The organism is Paenibacillus cymbidii (assembly GCF_004764705.1).
Lineage (GTDB): Bacteria > Bacillota > Bacilli > Paenibacillales > NBRC-103111 > Paenibacillus_AN > Paenibacillus_AN cymbidii.
In genome coordinates this window covers 99,370-119,180 of sequence record NZ_SHLX01000023.1, presented here as the reverse complement: position 1 = coordinate 119,180, position 19,811 = coordinate 99,370, and the positions used below count along the sequence as shown (strand labels likewise).

At 59.2% G+C, this 19,811-nt stretch carries 18 protein-coding genes and 1 pseudogene; 1 reads left to right on the top strand and 18 read right to left on the bottom strand.

Annotated features, from left to right (window positions below):
* Positions 1 to 118 precede the first annotated feature (118 nt).
* The 9 genes from EXY20_RS26745 to pth all read right to left on the bottom strand — a co-directional run bounded on the left by EXY20_RS26745 (position 119) and on the right by pth (position 11,109).
* Positions 119 to 373: an RNA-binding S4 domain-containing protein gene (locus EXY20_RS26745; protein WP_135555193.1), complete on the bottom strand. Its 255-nt coding sequence runs from the start codon at positions 371 to 373 to the stop codon at positions 119 to 121.
* Positions 373 to 651 (bottom strand): HU family DNA-binding protein, encoded by a 279-nt coding sequence (locus tag EXY20_RS26740; RefSeq protein WP_135555192.1) that lies wholly within the window; start codon positions 649 to 651, stop codon positions 373 to 375. Before EXY20_RS26740 ends, EXY20_RS26745 begins: the two co-directional genes overlap by 1 nt.
* Before the next feature lie 136 nt (positions 652 to 787).
* A complete protein-coding gene (gene yabN / locus EXY20_RS26735; RefSeq protein WP_135555191.1) occupies positions 788 to 2,278 on the bottom strand; it encodes a bifunctional methyltransferase/pyrophosphohydrolase YabN in 1,491 nt (496 codons plus the stop codon).
* 61 nt (positions 2,279 to 2,339) lie between these two features.
* Positions 2,340 to 4,049, bottom strand: a complete 1,710-nt coding sequence (locus tag EXY20_RS26730; RefSeq protein ID WP_135555190.1) for a putative polysaccharide biosynthesis protein — start codon at positions 4,047 to 4,049, stop codon at positions 2,340 to 2,342.
* Positions 4,050 to 4,254: 205 nt separating this feature from the next.
* Complete coding sequence (gene spoVT / locus EXY20_RS26725) at positions 4,255 to 4,797, bottom strand: stage V sporulation protein T (RefSeq protein ID WP_135555189.1); 543 nt, start codon at positions 4,795 to 4,797, stop codon at positions 4,255 to 4,257.
* Positions 4,798 to 5,147: 350 nt separating this feature from the next.
* Positions 5,148 to 6,266 (bottom strand): peptidylprolyl isomerase, encoded by a 1,119-nt coding sequence (locus EXY20_RS26720; RefSeq protein ID WP_135555188.1) that lies wholly within the window; start codon positions 6,264 to 6,266, stop codon positions 5,148 to 5,150.
* Positions 6,250 to 9,777 (bottom strand): transcription-repair coupling factor, encoded by a 3,528-nt coding sequence (gene mfd / locus EXY20_RS26715; protein ID WP_135555187.1) that lies wholly within the window; start codon positions 9,775 to 9,777, stop codon positions 6,250 to 6,252. The genes EXY20_RS26720 and mfd overlap by 17 nt, the downstream gene beginning before the upstream one ends.
* A gap of 342 nt (positions 9,778 to 10,119) precedes the next feature.
* A complete protein-coding gene (locus tag EXY20_RS26710; protein WP_135555186.1) occupies positions 10,120 to 10,347 on the bottom strand; it encodes an anti-sigma-F factor Fin family protein in 228 nt (75 codons plus the stop codon).
* A gap of 198 nt (positions 10,348 to 10,545) precedes the next feature.
* Entirely contained in the window at positions 10,546 to 11,109 is a 564-nt protein-coding gene (gene pth, locus EXY20_RS26705; RefSeq protein ID WP_135555185.1) for an aminoacyl-tRNA hydrolase, read from the bottom strand.
* A 234-nt stretch (positions 11,110 to 11,343) separates the two neighbouring features.
* On the opposite strand from pth, the gene EXY20_RS26700 reads away from it, so the two are divergent.
* Positions 11,344 to 11,481 (top strand): hypothetical protein, encoded by a 138-nt coding sequence (locus tag EXY20_RS26700; protein ID WP_235886209.1) that lies wholly within the window; start codon positions 11,344 to 11,346, stop codon positions 11,479 to 11,481.
* A gap of 101 nt (positions 11,482 to 11,582) precedes the next feature.
* Here EXY20_RS26700 and EXY20_RS26695 read toward each other — a convergent pair whose 3' ends face one another.
* The 9 genes and pseudogenes from EXY20_RS26695 to EXY20_RS40045 form a co-directional block, all read right to left on the bottom strand.
* A complete protein-coding gene (locus tag EXY20_RS26695) occupies positions 11,583 to 12,230 on the bottom strand; it encodes a 50S ribosomal protein L25 (protein WP_135555183.1) in 648 nt (215 codons plus the stop codon).
* A 448-nt stretch (positions 12,231 to 12,678) separates the two neighbouring features.
* Entirely contained in the window at positions 12,679 to 14,070 is a 1,392-nt protein-coding gene (glmU, locus tag EXY20_RS26690; protein ID WP_135555231.1) for a bifunctional UDP-N-acetylglucosamine diphosphorylase/glucosamine-1-phosphate N-acetyltransferase GlmU, read from the bottom strand.
* A 117-nt stretch (positions 14,071 to 14,187) separates the two neighbouring features.
* Positions 14,188 to 14,472, bottom strand: coding sequence for a septation regulator SpoVG (gene spoVG / locus EXY20_RS26685; protein WP_010501706.1), 285 nt, complete (start codon positions 14,470 to 14,472; stop codon positions 14,188 to 14,190).
* Positions 14,473 to 14,603: 131 nt separating this feature from the next.
* Positions 14,604 to 14,993 (bottom strand): RidA family protein, encoded by a 390-nt coding sequence (locus EXY20_RS26680; protein ID WP_135555182.1) that lies wholly within the window; start codon positions 14,991 to 14,993, stop codon positions 14,604 to 14,606.
* A complete protein-coding gene (gene purR / locus EXY20_RS26675; protein ID WP_135555181.1) occupies positions 14,993 to 15,826 on the bottom strand; it encodes a pur operon repressor in 834 nt (277 codons plus the stop codon). The genes EXY20_RS26680 and purR overlap by 1 nt, the downstream gene beginning before the upstream one ends.
* A 166-nt stretch (positions 15,827 to 15,992) precedes the next feature.
* Positions 15,993 to 16,847: a 4-(cytidine 5'-diphospho)-2-C-methyl-D-erythritol kinase gene (gene ispE / locus EXY20_RS26670; protein WP_135555180.1), complete on the bottom strand. Its 855-nt coding sequence runs from the start codon at positions 16,845 to 16,847 to the stop codon at positions 15,993 to 15,995.
* 347 nt (positions 16,848 to 17,194) lie between these two features.
* A pseudogene (locus EXY20_RS40050) lies at positions 17,195 to 17,359 on the bottom strand (small, acid-soluble spore protein, alpha/beta type); the annotation flags it as partial.
* 164 nt (positions 17,360 to 17,523) lie between these two features.
* Positions 17,524 to 17,799 carry a biofilm formation stimulator Veg gene (veg, locus tag EXY20_RS26660; RefSeq protein ID WP_134755878.1) on the bottom strand — a complete coding sequence of 92 codons (276 nt, stop codon included), beginning with the start codon at positions 17,797 to 17,799 and terminating at the stop codon, positions 17,524 to 17,526.
* 910 nt (positions 17,800 to 18,709) lie between these two features.
* A complete protein-coding gene (locus EXY20_RS40045; protein WP_167859546.1) occupies positions 18,710 to 19,795 on the bottom strand; it encodes a sporulation peptidase YabG in 1,086 nt (361 codons plus the stop codon).
* Between the last annotated feature and the right edge of the window lie 16 nt (positions 19,796 to 19,811).

Sequence of the window (19,811 nt, the reverse complement as noted above, 5' to 3'; positions counted from 1 at the left end):
AAAGAAGCCAAAGAACCCCACAAACTGAGCCTCGCGGGGTGCCCGGAGAAATAAATAAGCCGCTCCGCGTCTGCCTTGACGCCGGAACGGCTTGATTGCGTAATAAAAAACGATGCGGTCACAGCGACTCCTCGCGCACGAGCGTGTACATCATCGCTGCCTCTTCCTTGCGGGTAGATTCAACGATCCGTTCGATCCGGACGGTGACCGCCTTCTGCCCGAACTGGATCGTCAATTCGTCGCCGACCTTGACGGCGCTGCTTGCCTTGGCTTCCCTGCCGTTGATCCATACCCGTCCTTGATCGGAAACGTCCTTGGCGACGGTGCGGCGCTTGATCAGCCGGGAAACCTTGAGAAATTTATCGACGCGCATTACTTCGAAGCTACGGCTTCTTTCAGCTTGTTGCCCGCTTTGAATGCCGGCACGTTCGATTCCGGAATCGAGATCGAGCTGCCGTTTTGCGGGTTGCGGCCGGTGCGTCCCGAACGCTTGCGCGTTTCGAACGTGCCGAAGCCGATCAATTGCACTTTATCGCCGGAAGACAAGGCTTCCGTGACTTCCCCAAGGAAGCTATTAAGGACCGTTTCCACGTCCTTCTTGGTTAAACCGCTTTTGGCTGCGATGCTGTTCACCAAATCCGTTTTGTTCATCGACTGAATACCTCCATAATAGTTGAATAGACGTACCTCATTAAATATTCTTTGCCGGGCAGGAAAATCCTGCTACCTGGCGGTGTCGCTGGAAACAATATTTTTGCGGAAGGGCGCCGGCCGGCCGAATGCGTGCCTAAGAGCGCCGCGTTTCCTTGGCTTCCTGCCAGTAACGCTCCATCTCCGGCAAATCGCTCTGCTCCGGCGTCCGCCCTACCGCTTGCAGCCGCTCTTCGATGTAGCCGAATCGCTGCACGAATTTGCGGTTCGTGCGGGCAAGCGCCGCATCGGGATCGACGCCGAGCCAGCGGGCCGCATTGACGACGGCGAACAGCACGTCGCCCAGCTCATCCTCGCGCTCAGCCTGAGCCGATTGCTGCCCGATCGTCGCCCGCAGCTCGCCGATCTCCTCTTCGATCTTCGCGAACACGTCCTCGATCCGCACCCAGTCGAAGCCTACTTTGGCCGCCTTCTTCTGCAGCTTGAGCGCCTTCAGCAAACCGGGCAAATCGCGCGGCACGCCGTCCAGCGCCGAGGTACGGTCCGGGTCGATGCCCTTGTCCCGCTTCTCTTCCCGCTTGATCTGCTGCCAGTTCGCCAGCGCCTCCTCCGCATTGTTGGCGGCGGTTTCTCCGAATACGTGCGGATGGCGGCGCAGCAGCTTCTCGTTCAACGTTTCGACGACGTCGTACACGTCGAACATCCCCGCTTCCGCCTCGATCTGCGCGTGCAGCATCACCTGCAGCAGCAGGTCGCCCAGTTCCTCGCACATCGCGTCCGGATCGTCGTCGTCAATCGTTTCCAGCACTTCGTACGTTTCTTCGATCAGATGCTGCCGCAGCGACGCATGCGTCTGCTCGCGGTCCCAAGGACAGCCTTCGGGGCTGCGCAAAATATCGACGATTTCGTGCAGCCGCTCGAACGTGCGATTGCGCACTTCGTCCTCGTCGCTGCGCGGCACCCAGATGAGCGACAGGTTGCCGTAGCCGTCCAGTCGGTCGAGTTCGAACAGCGGCACCACTTCGATCCGTTCCTCTCCCGCCACGCCAAGCGCATGGCCGACGACCACTTCCGTTTCGTCCGGGAACACCGCCATCAAGCTGAGCTTGACGTCGGATGCGGTGAACGTGTCGTACACTTGTCCGATTATCGTGTGCAGCCGCGGGTTGATGCCGTGGCCGCTGCCAAGCGATGAGGCGTCAAGCAACTGGAAGCCTTCGATCGGATCGAAGCCGAAGCGCAGGAACGCCTGGTCGAGGAAGCTTTCGCCGCCCATGATCTGCAGCGCCACCCCTTCCTGCTCGCAGCGCTCGAGCAGCAGCTGGGTCGTGCGCTCGGCAACCATCGGATGGCCGGGCAGCGCATACACGACGTAGTCGTCGGCTTCTTTCGCCATGGCGATCAGTTGCTCCGTTATCGTTTCGTACACGGCGGCAAAATCGTCCGACCGTTCGTACACCGCGTCGAATGTCTCGAAAACGAGCCCCTGCTCGCGCAGAAAGAGGGCGACGGGGTGCTTCTCCGTGCGCAGTACGAGGCGCGACGCTTGGCGCAAGGCGTTCCAGACGCCGAGGGTCATCTGCGATTCGTCTCCCGAACCGAGACCTACGATCAATAGCTGCGGCATATTTTTGCTCCTTTATGAGGTAGTTCGCTCATTATATGCGAATGATGATCTTGCGCGGCCGTTACGGCCGCAAAAGCCGCAGCCGCACGAGCCACGGCAACGCTCGTGCGCCGAAGCCGGGCGCCGCCTCCAGCTCGCGGCGCGTCACGGCGCCGGCGCGGAACAGCGCGGCGGCATAAACGGCGGCGCCGACGGCGACGCCGACCAGCGCGAGCAGCGTGCTCTGCAGGCGCGGCGCCAGCGCGGGCGCCACGGCGGCGAGCAGCGGCGCGCCGCCGTACAGCACGAGCGCCACGGCGCCGCACAGGGCGCCGCAGGCGAGCAGCGGGCGCAGCGCGTCGCGCCCGACCGCGAAGCGCGCGCCCGTCGCCCGGCGCAGCGCGGCGACGTTCAGCGCGCTGGCCGCGGCGAAAGCGACGACGGCCGATACGGCCGCGCCCTGGATGCCCCAGAGCGGCACCAGCACCAGGTTGCCGGCGAGCTTGAGCGCCGCCGCGATCAGCAGGTTGCGCGCCGGAACGGCCACGGCGCCGGTGCCCTGCAGTACGCTGCCGGAGACGACGTTCACCGCGCTGAACAGGGCGGTGAACGCCAGCGTCGCCATGGTGAACGTACCTTCGGCGGAAGCGAAGAACATGACGTTCAGCGGCTTCGCGGCGACAGCCAACCCGAACGAAGCGGCAAGCCCGATGAGCCAGGTGAAGCGCACCGCGAGCTCGGTGCGCACGCGAATCAGCTCGCGCCGCCCGTGCAGCGCCGCCTCCGCGATGGCCGGCACCAGCGCCGCCGACATCGACGTCGCGACGAGCGAGACAAGCTGCACGAGCGGCAGCCCGCGGTTGTAAACGCCAAAGGCGTACACCGCGTCATGCTCGCTCATGCCGCTTGCGCCGAGCGAACGCGGGATCGTAAACGTATCGACGAGGGCTACCATCGGCATGACGATCGTGCCGAGGCAGATCGGCAGCGCGTACAGCACGAACTGCCGGAGAATGCGGCCGGCCGGTTCGCGGGCTCCGGCCTCCGGCTTACTGATGCCGGCGTGCTCCGACTCGCGGCCGCGGCGGGCCCAGTAAGGCAGCAGCACCGCAAGCCCAGAAGCGGCGCCGGCGACCGATCCGAACGTTGCGCCGGCGGCAATGCGGCCGTCGGCCGCTCCGATGTGCAGGTAGACGAGCAGAAGCGCAATCATCGTCGCCACGCGCACCGCCTGCTCGGCTACCTGCGACACCGCCGTCGGCACCATATCGCCGAGCCCCTGGAAATACCCGCGCAGCGCGGCCATTACCGGCACGACCAGCAGCGCGAACGACACGCTGCGAATGGCGGCCCCCGCTTCGCGCACGCCCATCGCCGCGGCCAGCCCGTCCGCGCTCAGATAGAGCGCCGCGCAGAAGACGGCGCCCGAAACGAACAACGTCAGCGCCGCGATGCCGAATACCCGCTTCGCTTCGTCGTAGCGGCCAAGCGCCGCCCGCTCGGACACGAACTTCGATACGGCGATCGGCACCCCGGCCGACGCCAATGTAAGAATCAAAATATAAAGCGGATAAACCGCATTATAAATACCGAACACCTTGTCGCCGGCCATGTTCTGCAGCGGAATTTTCTGCAGCGTGCCAAGCAGCTTCGAAACGATCGCCGCCGCCCCGAGCACGGCGGCCCCCTTCAGCAGCGGCGCCGCCGATCGCCGGCGCTCATCTCCGGCGGTCGCCTTTCCCGCGGGCGCTTGCGCCGTTTGGCCGGGCATCCGCTTCCTGGATCGAGCCATCTCTTTCCTCTTTCCCCATGATTGCCTTGGGGCTATTATACCCGATTCCGCCGCAAACAAGAAATGCTCCGCTTCCCCGCATCGCCGAATACCGCCGCTTTCCCGACACCGCCCGATAGCCAAAAAGCTCCCCCACCATCCGGCCGGTCCGCCGAATTGCGAGAAAGCTTGAGGTGTATCGTCCGCAGGCAACAGACCTGCCCGATTATTGCTCCATCTGCTTGGCAAGGAAGCCGGCTGCGGTTTCCGCCATCTTCACTTCCATTTGCCCCATCTTGGCCGACTCGTCCTTGCTGATCAGCAGCACCGCGCCGATCGGATCGCCGCCCGCCACGATCGGTGCGATCGCAAAAGACGAATACGTTTCCGGCGTATCTTTGCAAATTTCATACTGGCCGCTGTTGCTCTCCAGCATCGACTTGCGATTTTCCATGCACGTTTCGACGAGCGCGCCGACCGGCTTGTCCAAATAATCTTTCTTCGAGCCGCCGGCCACGGCGATCATGTTGTCGCGGTCGGATATCATCGTGATGTGGCTCGTGCTTTCGAACAACGACTCCGCGTATTCCTTGGCGAAATCGCCGAGTTCCCCGATCGGCGAATATTTTTTGAGGATGACCTCGCCATCCCGGTCGACGAATATTTCAAGCGGATCGCCTTCGCGTATACGCAAAGTGCGGCGAATTTCTTTGGGGATGACGACACGGCCAAGATCGTCAATCCGACGTACGATTCCGGTTGCTTTCATGTCTCAAGATGCCTCGCTTTCCTGATAAGGGTATGGGATTCGCGGTATATATCGGTTCCTGTCTCGGGAGGGACTGGGTATCTAGGCATAGTATTCTTCGCATCCCGATTCCTTATTCATCCGCCGATTCGCGCCTTTGGCAGCGGAAGGGCGGGCCGCCCATCCTGCAGCGACCGCAACTGCTCATCACTTTTCTCTTACACGGAACGGCCCGATTTCAACCCGTCGCCGGGTGCGAGTTGGCCAATATTTCCAATAAACGTATTCGTAACGACTCGTCCGTTTCTGTCCGTACCTTGCAAAAGAAAAACGCCTCCCGGAGGAGGCGTTTCATCTTTCATGCGATACCGTTATTTCGCCGAAGCCGACGGCGATGCCGATGCGGCCGGCGATGCGGACGCTGCAGGCGAAACCGATGCCGACGGCGATGGCGACGGAGACGGTTGCGGCAAGTTGGACTTGAAGTCCAGCTTCGGCAGCTCGTTTTCAACGAAGTCGTTGATTTTGACGCCGGCCGCTTCGGACTTCAGTTCCTCTTTCATTTGATCGAACGTTTTGGCCGCGCGCGAATTGACGAGCATGATATGGTAGCCGAACGACGTTTCGACCGGATCGCTTACTTTGCCGACGGTCAGATCCTGCGCCGCCTTCAGGAAGTCGGGATCCCAGCCGCTTGTCGCCAGCTCTTCGTTCTCGTACTTGCCGCCGTTGTCCTTGGACCCCGGATCGTCGGAATATTCTTTCGCCAGCGCGACGAAATCGCCTCCTGCGTCAAGCTTGCCTTTCACTTCTTGCGCGCGTTTGAGCGCCTCTTCCTTGGTGCGCAGATCCTTCTGCCCTGTCGAATCGTTCGGATCCTTCAATGCGATCAGGATATGGCTGACCGTCGCCACGTCGTACACGTGCGCATCGGCTTTCAGCGCCTTGTCGTAGTTGTCCTTCGCTTCCTGATCGGACACTTTGCCGGCCATGTCGCTCATGACCGCCAGCGTGGATTGCATGTAACTCTGGACGTCCTTCTCTTCCAGCTTGCTTTCCTTGAGCTGCTTGTCCCACGAGCCTTTTTCCTGCGATTCGAAATAGTCCTTGATCTGGACGACTTGCTCCTTCGCTTTCGTTTCCGCGTCCTTCTTGTTGGCGTCCGAAGCCTGATTGCCCAGAATGCGCAGTGTCAGCATCTGCTTGACCATATAGTCGTTGAAGCCCGGATCTCCTTCGGCAGCCGCATATTGCGGGTAGAAGAAAAACGTCGTGTTCAAAAATTTGTTGAACTCTTTGCCGGTAATTTTCCCGTCCTTGTAGGTAGCTACCACCATGTCGTCCGGAAACGGCGTTGGCGTTGGCGATGCCGACGCGCCGGAACCCTCGTCCTTTTTCTTGCCGCAGCCGGCGGCGACGGCGAGCACGAGCACCAGCACGAGCGCGACGCCAAACCATTTGGCCGCAAAATGTTTACGATTGAACTGCATTGAGCAATTCCCCTTTCGGAAGATGCGCTTCCTTGTAGTGTATCAAGAACTGTTCCAACTGTTCGACGGATTGCTCGGGCGACAGTCCCTTGCCTCTGACTTCGATCTGCATATGCGGTCCGGGCACAAGACGTATTCTGCCCTCGAATTTGGCCGACAGCGCCATCAGCTTCTTGCCGTCCAGACTGCCGCTCTGGGAGGCATGGAACTTGATGACGAAGTCTTCCCCCTTCTGTACGATCGCTTCGATCCCGTATTGCGCGCCGTAAACTTTCAGGCGAGCGACGGCGAGCAATTGGAGCACCGCCTGCGGCGGATCGCCGAACCGGTCGACAAGCTCCTCGTGCAGGTCGTCCGCCTCTTCCAAGGTAGTGATGACCGCGACTTTTTTGTAAATCTCAATCTTCTGCATACTATCATAAATATAGTCGGATGGTAAATAGGCGTCGATCGAAAGCTCAAGCTGCGTCGACAATACCGGCGCGGCTTCCGTCTCCTGAATGCCCATCTCGCTCTTCCGCTTGTTGATTTCTTCGGCGAGCATTTGCGAATACAAGTCAAATCCGACCGAAGCGATAAAACCGTGCTGCTCGGCGCCAAGCAAATTGCCCGCGCCGCGGATGGCCAGGTCGCGCATCGCGATCTTGAACCCGGAGCCCAGTTCGGTGAACTCCTTGATCGCCTGCAGCCGCTTCTCCGCCACTTCGGTCAACACCTTGTCGCGCTGGTACGTAAAGTACGCGTACGCAATCCGGTTGGAACGGCCGACGCGGCCGCGCAATTGGTACAACTGGGACAACCCCATCTTGTCGGCGTCGTGCACGATCAGCGTGTTGACGTTCGGGATGTCGACGCCGGTTTCGATGATGCTGGTGCTGACGAGCACGTCGAATTCCCCGTCGAGAAAATCGAGGATCGTCCGCTCCAGTTCCTGTTCGGCCATCTGGCCGTGCGCGGCGACCACTTTGGCGTCCGGCACGAGCGCCGATATTTGCTCGGCGACCTGCTGGATCGTCTGCACGCGATTGTGCAGGAAGTACACCTGCCCTCCGCGGGAAAGTTCCCGCTCGATCGCTTCGCGCACCAGGGCGCCGCTGTATTCGAGCACGTAGGTTTGCACCGGAAAACGGTTCTCCGGCGGCGTTTCGATGACGGACAAGTCGCGCACGCCGAGCATCGACATGTGCAAGGTCCGCGGAATCGGCGTGGCGGTCAGCGTCAGCACGTCGACGCTGCTTTTCAGCCGCTTCAGCTTCTCCTTGTGCGTCACGCCGAAACGCTGCTCCTCGTCCACGATCAGCAGGCCCAGATCCTTGAACTGGATGTCCGTCGACAGCAAACGATGCGTGCCGATGACGACTTCGACGGTGCCGGCTTTGACGCCTTTCATCGTTTCGGTCTGCTCCTTCTTGGAGCGGAAGCGGCTCAGCACGCGAATTTCGCACGGGTAGCCGGCGAATCGCTCGCGGAATGTCTCGTAATGCTGCTGGGCAAGAATCGTGGTCGGTACGAGCACGGCTACCTGTTTGCCGTCCATCACCGCCTTGAAGGCGGCGCGAATCGCCACTTCCGTCTTGCCGTAGCCGACGTCGCCGCACAGCAGCCGGTCCATCGGGCGCGGCTTCTCCATGTCTTTCTTGATTTCCTCGATCGCCCGCAGCTGATCCCGCGTCTCGTCGTACGGGAACATGCTCTCGAACTCCTGCTGGTACGAGCCGTCCTTGTTGAACGGATAGCCCGGCGTGGCATGCCGATCGGCGTAAAGCTTGATCAAATCGTCGGCGATGTCCTTCACCGACGAACGCGCCTTGCTCTTGACCCGGTTCCAGTCGGCGCCGCCGAGTTTGTATATTTTCGGTTCCTTGTCTTCCGATCCGACGTATTTCTGGATCAAATCGATCTGGTCGATCGGCACCGACAGCTTGTCGCCGCCCGCATACAAGATATGGATATAGTCCTTGTGGATGCCCGCCACGACAAGGGTGCCGATGCCGACGTATTTGCCGATGCCGTGATTGACGTGCACGACGTGGTCGCCGACTTTCAGCTCCTGATAGCTTTTGATCCGTTCGGCGTTTTCAATCCGCTTCTCCACTTTGCGTGCGGCCTTGCGCTGCTTCTGCGAGAACATCTCGCCTTCGGTGATGACGACAAGATGGATCGACGGCAGCTCGAAGCCGGCCTGCAAGTTGCCGTCGACGAGAATCGGCTCGTCGATCTGGTAGTCCTGGAGCACGCGGCGCACGCGGTCCATCCGCTCCTCGCCGCTGGCCAGCAGCATGACGCGGTAGCCGGACTTTTTCCAGCGTTCCATTTCCGACTTCAGCACATTCATCTGACCGTGAAAATTCTGCATCGCCCGGCACATGAAATTGACGATGTTCTGCGGCTGCGTCTGATGCACCTGACGCAGGAACAACGACAAATAAATCGTCGGGAACGGCTTGCGATGCAGCAGCGTGTCGTACGCTTTGGCCATGACGAACGCCGGAAGCGTCTTTCCTTCGCCGAGCAGACCCGTCGCCCACTCCGCTTCGTCGCGCTCGAGCTGCTTTGCCGTTTCCTGCAGCCGCGCCGGCTCGTCGACGATGAGCAGCGAGTCGGCGGGAACGTAGTCGAACAGCGTCTGCCGCTCGGGATACAGCAGGGACATGTATTTGTACAGGCCGCTAAAAAACTGCCGCTCCCGCAGCAATTCCAGCTCGCGGCCGATTTCGTCGCGCAGCTTCGTTTTGGCCCCGCGGTCGTTCATTTTCGCGAGCTGCTGCTCCAGCAGCTCCGAAGCGAACTGAGCCGCACTTTGAAAGCGCTTTCCATCAGCGATGATATCTTTCGCCGGCGTAATCGTCAATGACGCCAGCTTGTCGGTCGACCGCTGGTCCGCCACATCGAAAGCGCGGATCGAATCGATCTCGACATCGAACAGCTCGATGCGGAACGCCGTCTGCGCCGTCAGCGGGTAAAAATCGACAATCCCGCCGCGCACGCTCATTTCTCCGCGCGACTCCACGCGTTCCACGCGCTCGTAGCCGATATCGACCATACGCTGCAGAAAATCGTTCAGTTCCAGCGTATCGCCCACCTTGAGCGCAATCGGCGCCTCGGCGAACGTCGCCTTGTTCGGCAGCAGCTTGCGCACGCCGGCGTACGGGGCGATGACGACGCCGCGGAAGCCTTGCGCCAGCTTCGTCAGCACGTCGATCCGCTGCGCAAGCATGTCGGGGCTGGCGATCGCCGTTTCCGCAACGATCAGCTCCTGCGCCGGATACAGCAGCACTTGATCCGGGGACAGGCATTCGAGCAAATCTTCCGCCACCTTCTGGGCGGCGAACATATTGTGCGTCACGATCAGGACCGGCTTCTCCAGCTGCTCGGCAAGCGCGGCAATCAGCACTTGCTTCGAAGAGCCGGCCAGTCCCGCAACGAGCTGCTCCCTCATTCCGCCGCGAACCCCGGCGACGATCGAGCCAAAATCGGTATCATCCGTAAACGAGCGAACTAACGCTTGCAACCGCTCCACTCCTTTTTCTCCAGCCATCTCGCATGCGAAGAAGAAACGAATGCCCGCGCGGGCCGGGGCGCATCTGAATCCCCTTGTCGCACGATCCGTTTCTTCACGAAATGGAGTTTCTTTCCCCTTCCGCCTGACAGACAATCGGACAATCCGTTCCGGCGGCAACAATGAGAAAACCTCTATCGAGGCCCCCCGTAGATGAGCGACCGCGTTTAGAGGTAGGTTTTATCGCCAATTAGAATTTGACTTTTCCGCTACAGCCGGAAACTTATAAAATTCTAATGTGGTCAAACAAGCCCGGACGCACTACGCCGAGGCTGCACCAACATGAAGCGTTCGTTATTGCAGCGGATTGCCGACCAGAGACAGCTCCGGATTCGCTTCGAGCGCCTCCCGGCAGTAATCGCAGACGACTTTCACGACCACATCGCCATTTGGGTTATACGATATTATATCGCTCCGCTCCGCGGGGGTCAAGAAATGAAAGCCCAATTGCAGCTCATTCGTTTGCCCGCCGCTCAGTTCCCCGATCGCCGTCCGGCAATGCCGGCACACATATTTGAACATCGGTCCGCCTCCTCCTCGCTCTCGTTCCTTCCCGGATGCATGGGCGAGCAGTTCGCCGTCAGGCGAACGACCAGCCTCCCTCCAGTATGCCCAATTTTGGCGCGGAGTAGCCGGGTGGTTTCGGGAGCCCAGGCAATGCAAAAGGCCACCGTTCGAGGAGGAACGGCGGCCCTTGCTTCGGATGTCGTTATGGCGGCGCTACACGTTGAATTTCGCCATCGTCTGCTCGAACGTATGCGACAGCCGGAAGCTCATCGCTTCCACGACGCGCTCCAGCTGCGCCCGGAGCTGCTTCGCTTCCTCCTTGTTGTAGGACGACAGCACGTAGTCGGCGATCGGGTACGGCGCAGCCGGACGGGAAATGCCGACGCGGATGCGGTCGAACGTTTGCGTGCCGGTGTGCTGAATAATCGATTTGATGCCGTTATGTCCGCCCGGCCCGCCCTGATAGCGCAGCCGGATTTGGCCGAACGTCGTATCCAGGTCGTCGTAAATGACCGTCATATTTTGCAGCTCCGCCTTATAATAATCGATGAAGGCACGAACGCTCTCTCCCGACAGGTTCATGTACGTCATCGGCTTGATGAGCGCCACCTTGCCGCCGCCGACGATCGCTTCCCCGATTAGCGCCTTGCACTTTCCTTGCGGCTTGAACGAGATGCCGTGCTGCGCCGCGAACCGGTCCAGCGCCATGAAGCCGATATTGTGCCGCGTCGTTTCGTATTCCTTGCCGGGATTGCCCAATCCAACGAACCATTTCATGTTTGGCAACTTCTCCTTGCGCGTTTGCGAAAAATAGTTTTCGTCAAATTTCTGCGAACATGTCCACCGTTCTCGCTGTCATTCATAGTGTAGTGAACAATCGTCGACATGTAAAGACGAGCGGCCGCTGCGCACGAGGAACGGAAAAAATACATTGCTGCGGGTGATAAAATGTATTCTTTCGGCCAACATCTCACCGATGATCTTCACTTTTCCGACCACATGAAGCACCAGGTGCCTGTTCAAATCTATTACGACAACGCACACAAGGATGTCGGATTTGTCGAAACGTACACGCCGATGTTTATCAAGGTCAACAATACGTTTTACAATCGAACGCATTACACGTTCGTCTCCAGACCCGGTTATTGAATGACGACAAAGCATAACAAGACAAGAAGGCTGATCTTCCGTCCGGCAGGCGCACCGCCCGTCCGTTCGCAAGACCAGCCTTCGTTTTGTCCGCAGGCGCGTTACGCTTTGGCCGCCGCCGCATCTTTATCCGCCGCCAGCTCCCGGCCGGCTTCCGCTTTCGCCGCAAGCGTCTCCGTCTCGTCGTCCGGCGCCGGCTCCTTCTGCGGCACGAGCACCGAAGCGACGACGTCGTCCGCGTTCGCTTTCGCTTCCACGCCCGGCGGCAGCTGCAGCTGGCCGACCAGCAAGCTGTCGTGAATGCCCAATCCGCCGACGTCGACGGCGATCGATTCCGGCAGCTGCTTCGGCAGCGCCCGCACTTCCAGCTCATGCAGCTGAATTTGCAGGATGCCGCCCTCGGTCACGCCCTGCGGTTCGCCGACAAAGTCGAGCGCCACAACCGCCTTGACCGGCTCGTCCATATTGATTTGGTGAAAATCGATATGAAGCAGCTCGCGCGACAGTTTATGCCGTTGCACGTCCGTAATCATTGCCGGGTGTTTGCCTTGGCCCGCGATGTCGAGCTCGACGATCGCGTGCCGGTGGTGGCGAAGCAGCGAAAGCAGCTCCTTTTCGTCGACGGCGATCGGGCTGCTGCCGAACTGCTTGCCGTACACGACGGCGGGAATCTTGCCGTTCCGGCGCATGACGTGCACATCCGATTTCGTCGTCCGCGTGCGTTCGTCCGCTTTCAGCGAGATGGTCATAGTGGGGCCTCCTAAAAGGTTTTGCGATGCTTCCTCGTAGATGCTCCTTGCGAGCAAAAACTTGCTTCGGAAGCGTTCGCGCAGGTTCGCCCCGCGCCGGATTCTTCGTTCCCTGACGCGGAAGCAGCCCGCACCTGCCTCGAAGCGAAGCGCGAGCTACCTTTACTGTACCCATTTTTGGAAGCGGTCAAACCGTTCCCGGAGATTTCGTACGGACGGGGCTAATAAGCCCGATTTTATTGCCTATTTCGCTAAAAATGGCCAACCAAAAGAAAATAGCCAGCGATTTCGCTGGCTATTCGGCTGACAAGCCCGGTTTTAAAGCTATTTGGCTGAAATAGCCAGTGTTTTCGCTGGCTATTTTCGGCGAGACGATGAAAAAGAAGCGAATAAGCCATTTTTCATGGCCTATTTTCGATGGCATGGATGCAACTGGCTTGTTCCGCCATCAGCCGCGCTGCTTCTTCGCCTTGAACCGGTTGCGCAGCTTCTCCGCGTAGCCGGCCTTGTTCGTTTGCCGCTCGCGGGCAATCGCCATGTCGCCCGCCCCGACGTCGTGCGTAATCGTCGAGCCGGCCACCACATAGGCGCCGTCGCCGATTTTCACCGGCGCGATCAAGTTGACGTTGCTGCCGACAAATGCGTCGTCGCCGATTTCCGTCACTTGCTTGTTGAAGCCGTCGTAGTTGACCGTGATCGCGCCGCAGCCGAAATTGACGTTGCGCCCCACGACCGCGTCGCCGACGTAGCTCAGATGCGACACCTTGCTGCCGTCGCCGAGCGTGGCGTTTTTGATCTCGACAAAGTCGCCGATCTTCACCTGCTCGCCAAGCTTCGCCTTCGGGCGCAAATACGCAAACGGTCCTACGCTCGAATCGGCTCCGACTTCAGCTTCCGTGAGCACGGACTGCCTGATCGTCGCCCGATCCGCCACGACGGAATCCGCAATGTCGGCCTGCGGCCCGATAACGCAGTCTTCGCCGATGCTCGTGGCGCCGCGCAGCAAACAGCCGGGCAAAATGACCGTATCGCTGCCGATCGTCACGTCCGCCTCGATGTACGTTTGCGCCGCGTCGACGATCGTCACGCCCGCCAGCATGTGGGCGCGGTTGATCCGCTCGCGCATCGCCTTCTCCGCGTCGGCCAGCGCCGCGCGGTCGTTGACGCCGATCGCCTCTGACGGGTCGGCGGTGCAATAAGCGAGCACCCGCTCGCCGTCCGCCTGGAGGATGCCGATGACGTCGGTCAAATAATATTCCTGCTGCGCATTGTCGTTCGTGACGCGCGCGAGCGCGGCGAACAATTTGCGGTTGTCGAAAATGTAGGTGCCCGCGTTGATTTCGCGGATGGCCGCTTCTCCCGCCGTGCAGTCCTTCTGCTCGACGATGCGGTCCAGGTTGCCGTCCGCGTCGCGGACGATCCGCCCGAAGCCGTGCGGCTCGGCAAAAATCGCCGTCAATATCGTCGCGGATGCGCCTTTCTCCCGGTGCAGCGCGATCATCGCCCGCAAGCTGCCTTCCGTAATCAGCGGCGTGTCGCCGTACACGACGATCGTCAGCCCGTCCGCATCCGCCAGCAGCGGCGCCGCTTGCATCGCGGCATGACCGGTGCCGAGCTGCTGCTCCTGCAGCGCATACTCGGCGCGATCGCCCAGATAGCCGCGCACCGCATCGGCTCCGTGGCCGACGACCACGATCGGACGCGCCGATTCGAGGCGCTCCAGCACGGTTGCGACGTGGCCGACCATCGGCTTGCCGCATACCGGATGCAGCACCTTGTACAGCTTGGACTTCATGCGTTTCCCTTGCCCCGCAGCCAAAACAATACTATAAATAGACATAGACAAAGACGCTCACTCCGATCCCCGGCGGTTTTCTCATCAAACTATAGCCTACTTCCGGATAAAAGAAAAGAGAGCCCCGTCGGCTCTCCAGAAGCGCGTTTATGTACGTTGAACTTATGCGCCTTCTTCAATGACTTCTTCTTCCGTCGCGGCTCTTTCGTACTCTGCCAGCACGGCAGCCTGAATCTTCTCGCGGGTCGAAGAGGAGATCGGATGGGCTATGTCGCGAAACTCGCCATCGGGCGTCCGTTTGCTCGGCATGGCCACGAACATGCCATTATTCCCGTCGATTACGCGTATATCGTGGACGACAAATTCATTGTCGATCGTAATCGATGCAATCGCCTTCATCCTTCCTTCGGAGTTGACGCGGCGAAGTCTGACATCCGTTATTTGCATTTTGTTGTTCACCACCTTTTTCCATCAAGGACTTGGGTTATAATTCCACATATTAAGGGAAATTCCTTCTTTTTTTTGGCACAAAACAGACAATTCCGAAAATATTTTTTCACAAAAAAACCGTCCGAAAATCATTCGCCAGCAATCGACACGATCAGTTCGATTTCGACAAAAACGTCGCGCGGCAAACGTGCCACTTCCACCGTGGAACGAGCCGGCTTATGGTCGCCGAATACGCTTGCATAAATGTCGTTGAAAACCGGAAACTCGTTCATGTCCTTCAAAAAGACTGTCGCCTTCACCACATCGTCGAAGCCTGCTCCGGCTTCGCGCAGCACGGCCTCCAGGTTGACGAATACTTGCTTCGTCTGTTCCGCGATGCCGCCTTCCACCACTTTGCCGTCCAGGCCGAGCGGAATCTGGCCCGACGTGAACAGCAGGTTGCCAAAACGCACCGCCTGCGCATAAGGCCCGATCGCCGCCGGGGCGCCGGTTGTTGCAATCGTTGTCAGCTTGCTCATCATTCATTCTCCTCCGCATCGAAATAATTGCCCGGGTGCACGTTAATTTGCCGGTTCTTCGAATCGACGCCCGACAATCGGGCGAGTGAAATATAATCTTCGACCAAATGCTCCTGCACTTCGCCGGACTCGACGAATACGCCGACCCCTTTGACTGTGGCGCGGAACTCCTTGAGCAGGTCCATCATGCCGTGAATCGTACCTCCGGCCCGCATGAAATCGTCGATGATCAGCACCCGCGACTCTTCTTTCAGCGCGCGTCTGGCGAGCGACATCGTCTGGATGCGTTTGTTCGAGCCCGACACGTAATTGATGCTTACCGCCGAACCTTCGGTCACGCGGCTGTCGCGCCTGACGATGACGACGGGCAAGTTCAGGAACGAAGCTGTCGCATAGGCAAGCGGGATGCCTTTCGTCTCCACGGTCATGACCACGTCGATATCCCGTCCGGAGAAGGCGGAGGCGAACATTTTGCCGATTTCGTTCAAGACGGCCGGTTGGCCCAGAATGTCCGACATATACAAATATTCGCCCGGCAAAATGCGCTCCGGTTGCTCCAGCTGCCGGCACAGCTTGGTAATGATCTGCAGCGAGGCCGCTCGCGGCACCTTGGGAATAAATTTGACGCCTCCCGCCGCGCCCGCCAACGTAAGCAGTTCGCCGAGCCCTTCCTCTTCGAACACTTCCTTGATGATCGCCAAATCTTCGCTGATCGAGGACTTGGCGGAATGATAGCGATCGGCGAACGTCGTAAGCGGTATAAGAGAGTGAGGACGGAACAACAAATATTGCGTCATCTCCACCAGCCTCGCGCTGCGTTTCAACTTTTTCATAGAGGTACCTCCGGTAGAACGGATTTAGGAGCCGTCGGCAGGCGCATTCGGAAGATCGGGTGACGGACTTTGTTTGAAATCCGAATATTATAATATGAATATACCATTTACATACGGTTTTTATCAAGTTTGGCGATGAAAATTATGCTTCCGTCGTATGTAAGCGTCATGTCAGCATGCGAACGGCGTAAACTTCCTTGCAAAACCCTCTTAACCCGTTGTAAATGCGGGCGGCCTTCGACTCCTTCGCTACCAGTCCGAATACCGTCGGACCGCTGCCGGACATCAATACGCCGTCGGCTCCCAGCTTCTGCATGCACGACTTCAGGTGGTGGACTTCCGGGTACAGGGAAAGCGTTACGTCCTCCAGCACGTTGCCAAGCAACGAGCAGATGCGTTCGAACGACTGTGCGCCAATCGCTTCAGTCATGGCGGGCAACGACGGATGGCGGACGATGCGGTCGGCGCGCAGCTTGCTGTACACTTCCACCGTCGACACATTGATCGGCGGCTTGGCGAGCACGACCCAGCACTGCGGCGGCGCGCCGATCTGCTCGAGCTGCTCGCCGCGCCCCCGGGCGATCGCCGTGCCGCCCGCGATGCAGAACGGCACGTCGGAGCCGAGCTCGGCGCCGAGCCGCATCAGTTCCTCCGTGGAGATGCCCAGCTTCCACAGCCGATTCAACCCGCGCAGCGTCGCGGCAGCATCACTGCTGCCTCCGGCCAGTCCGGCCGCTACCGGGATATTTTTGTCGAGATGTATGTAAACGCCCTGTTTCACCGCATAGCGGTCCTTGATCAGCCGGGCGGCCTGGAAGGCCAAATTTTTCTCGTCGAGCGGGATGAAGCCCACCTGACTGGAGATGACGATCGTGTCCCGGGGGAGTTCCTGCATTTCCAGCCGGTCGGCCAAATCGACCATCGTCATGACCATTTCCACTTCATGGTAGCCGTCGTCGCGCTTGCGCAGCACATCGAGCAGCAGGTTGATTTTCGCGGGGGCTTTCTCCAAAATTTTCATGCCGGACACCCTTCTCTGTTCTCCATTTGTCGACGCTTCGCATTGGCTTGTCTAGCTTTACATATTATAGCAAACTGCGCCCGAGAAAACACTTGTGCGCCCGATTTGCCGGCCCCTGCCGTCAAATGCCGTGCTTCATGGCCAAAATAACCCCACAATGCGGCGATGCGGGCCCCATGGGAAAAAGGGCCGCAGCGTCAACCGCCCGGCCCTCTGCCGCCCTGTACGGGCGGCTACTGCATATGACGCGGCTGCGTGTGCTGCTGCGCCGTTTGCGCGCCGTAGGACGGCGCTGAAGCGCCGCGGGCGGCTGCGCCGCTCTGTGGAGCCGCCTGCGAAGCCGAGCCGGCAAGCGACTGCTCGGCGAGTTGAATCGCCCGTTTGACCATGTTGCCCGCTTCTTTGGTCGTAATGGCTCCCCAGCCGTCGCGCTCGACCTTTTGCTGGAACCCGAGATCTTTGGCAAGCTCATACTTGAACGATTCCGACATCGTGCCTCTTCTTCTAGACATGGCGGTCATCCTCCTTAAGTAAAGCGGATACCGGTAGTATGCTTCATCGAGGTCATGCCTAGTCGAACGATCCGTCCGAACAAAATAAAACGGCGCAATCAGCAAGTGATTGCGCCGGTATTTCAATCGCGGCCGGCGGGCAATTGCCGCCGCGCGGTGCGGTTTCAATGTTGGATGTATGTAATGCGCACTTGCCCGTCGTCGTTGCAGACGGTCACTTCCACGGACTCGGTCAAAATATCCGCATAGCTGTAGGAAACGCGCTTGAATGCGTGCTGCTCCTGGTCAAGCTTGACAATAAAGACAGAAGGGTAGGTTTCTTCCAAAACTCCGGAACGTTCGATCGTCTTGCGGCGACCGCCATTTGCACGCAACATAATTTTCTGCCCGACATGGGGCTCCATACTGCGTTTGATCTCCAACAGCGCATTTTTAGCCATTGTCCGCTACCACCTCTTTCCTGCACCATTATACCGTACTTAGAGGTAGTATGTCAAATAAGAACAAATATTATATCAGTATGACAAACCCATTGTCAACGGGGGGTCAGCGATTTTTCGGGAATTTAAATCGATTCTTTTGGCCTTATTGTTCACAAAAATTTCAAAATTATCCCGACATTTTTCGTCATGCAAGAAATGACAGCATCGGCAACTAACTTCTTCCTGCCCGCTCCGGCTCTGCGCTCTCGCCACATCGCCAAGCAGACACGTTTCACAAAGCCGCGGCATTCTCCCCTCCACCAACTAACAAATTCGCTTTCGTACCGCTCCGATGAACATCTTGCAAAAATAGGCCTTGTTTTATCGCCTATTTCGCCAAAATCCTCCATCCTCTCCGAAATAACCAGTGAAATCACTGGCTATTTCGGCTAAAAGGCCTGATTCGGGGCCTGGCGGAGCAAATAGGCCATGGTTTCACTGGCTATTTTCGACGAGGCGGGCCAAATCAAGCAAATAAGCCATTTTTCGTTGGTTATTTTGGTTGCCGGTTATTATGCCGCGGCTGCAAGAGTGGGTTCGCAGGGTTTTGCGTCTTGAGGCAGCTTGCGAATAGGCTTGTTTCACACAAGTAGCGGAGTGGAAGTGTTGCTCCGTAGAAGCGCTAGCGGTCGCCTTTGTTTTCGGATGGTTCCCTTGGCCTCGTTGATTCCGGGCATCCGAAAACAAGAAGCGATCGGAGGAGCAACCCTTCCGCGCAGCGGCCGGAGCGTGAAACGGTGCTTTCCTGTCGCGCAGCCCGAGCGTGAAGCGGTGCTTCCTGTCGCGCTTGGCTGCGCGACTTTTTAATACGCAAAAAAGCCGCCCGTCTTAAACGAGTGGCTTCCCATCTTTGATTCCGACTGTATGGTTACGTCTGCAAAGGCTCCCGCAAGCGCTGCTGCATCTGCTGCATCTGGATCGGCGGCGGCGCTTCGCCGATTGCCGGCAGCTTCAGCCGCGGCAGGCCGATCCGGTGGCAGCCGCGCGTCTCGATGCCGCCAAGGCCGTCCAGCCCGCTGTGCGTATGCTGGATGACGTCGAGCGTATGCACGGTATCCTTGATCGACGTATAAGCGATTCTGGCGGCGATATAGAGCGGGTCGAGCGCGTGGATGAGTACCCGGCCCGGCGAGCTGGCGTAATTCGCTCCCGCCTGCAGGAGCGCTTCAAAATGCGACTGGCACGCGCCCGCGACAATGACGAGCGTATCCCGGCCGCGCTCGAACTGGCGGGCCGCCTTGACCGCGTTGACGAAGTGGTGCGAGTTTTTGTAGTGGCTCAGATTGTGCGCATGGTTGTTGCGCCACAGCAGCTGCGCCTCGCGCTCCCGATCCGCCTGCGGCTGCGGGGGAACGGACCGCGGCGGACGCGACGCGCTGCGCATGTCCTGCCCGTTCAGATGCACCGTTGCCGGGTTGCCCGCTTCCGGTGCAAGGTGACCGTGAGGAGACAGCGCAGGCGGCTTCAGCAGGCCGTCGTGGCCGGTCAGCACCAGGATGTCGGGCCGGATTTGCGGCAGCAGCCGGTTGACCGTCTCCGCCATGTTCACCTCGGGCACGTACAGCCCTTCCGCCGGGATGCGAAGCTCTCCGTACAGCGCCATGCATTTGCGCAAATAAAGCGGATCCCCGTCCAGGTGCAGCACTTTGCCCGGCATCTCGAAATACGAATACTGGTTGCGCTGCTTCGCCAATTGCCGCATCGGCCCCGCTTCGCTGCGCAGCCGGTGCAGCTCGCTGAGCTGCTTCACCGTTTCGTGCGCCTTCGCTTCGAGCGCCTGCTCCTGCTGCAGAAAGCGCGACTGGCTGATCGGTTCAAGATCGGCGATCGGCGAATCCGCGGCCAACCGGAACTGCACGCCTTTAAGCAGCGCTTGCGATGCATACACCTGCTGAATTTTGAATATGACGTCGCCGCCATACGATTTTCGAACGACAAGGTCGCCTTGCTTCATCGCAATATCGCCTCCT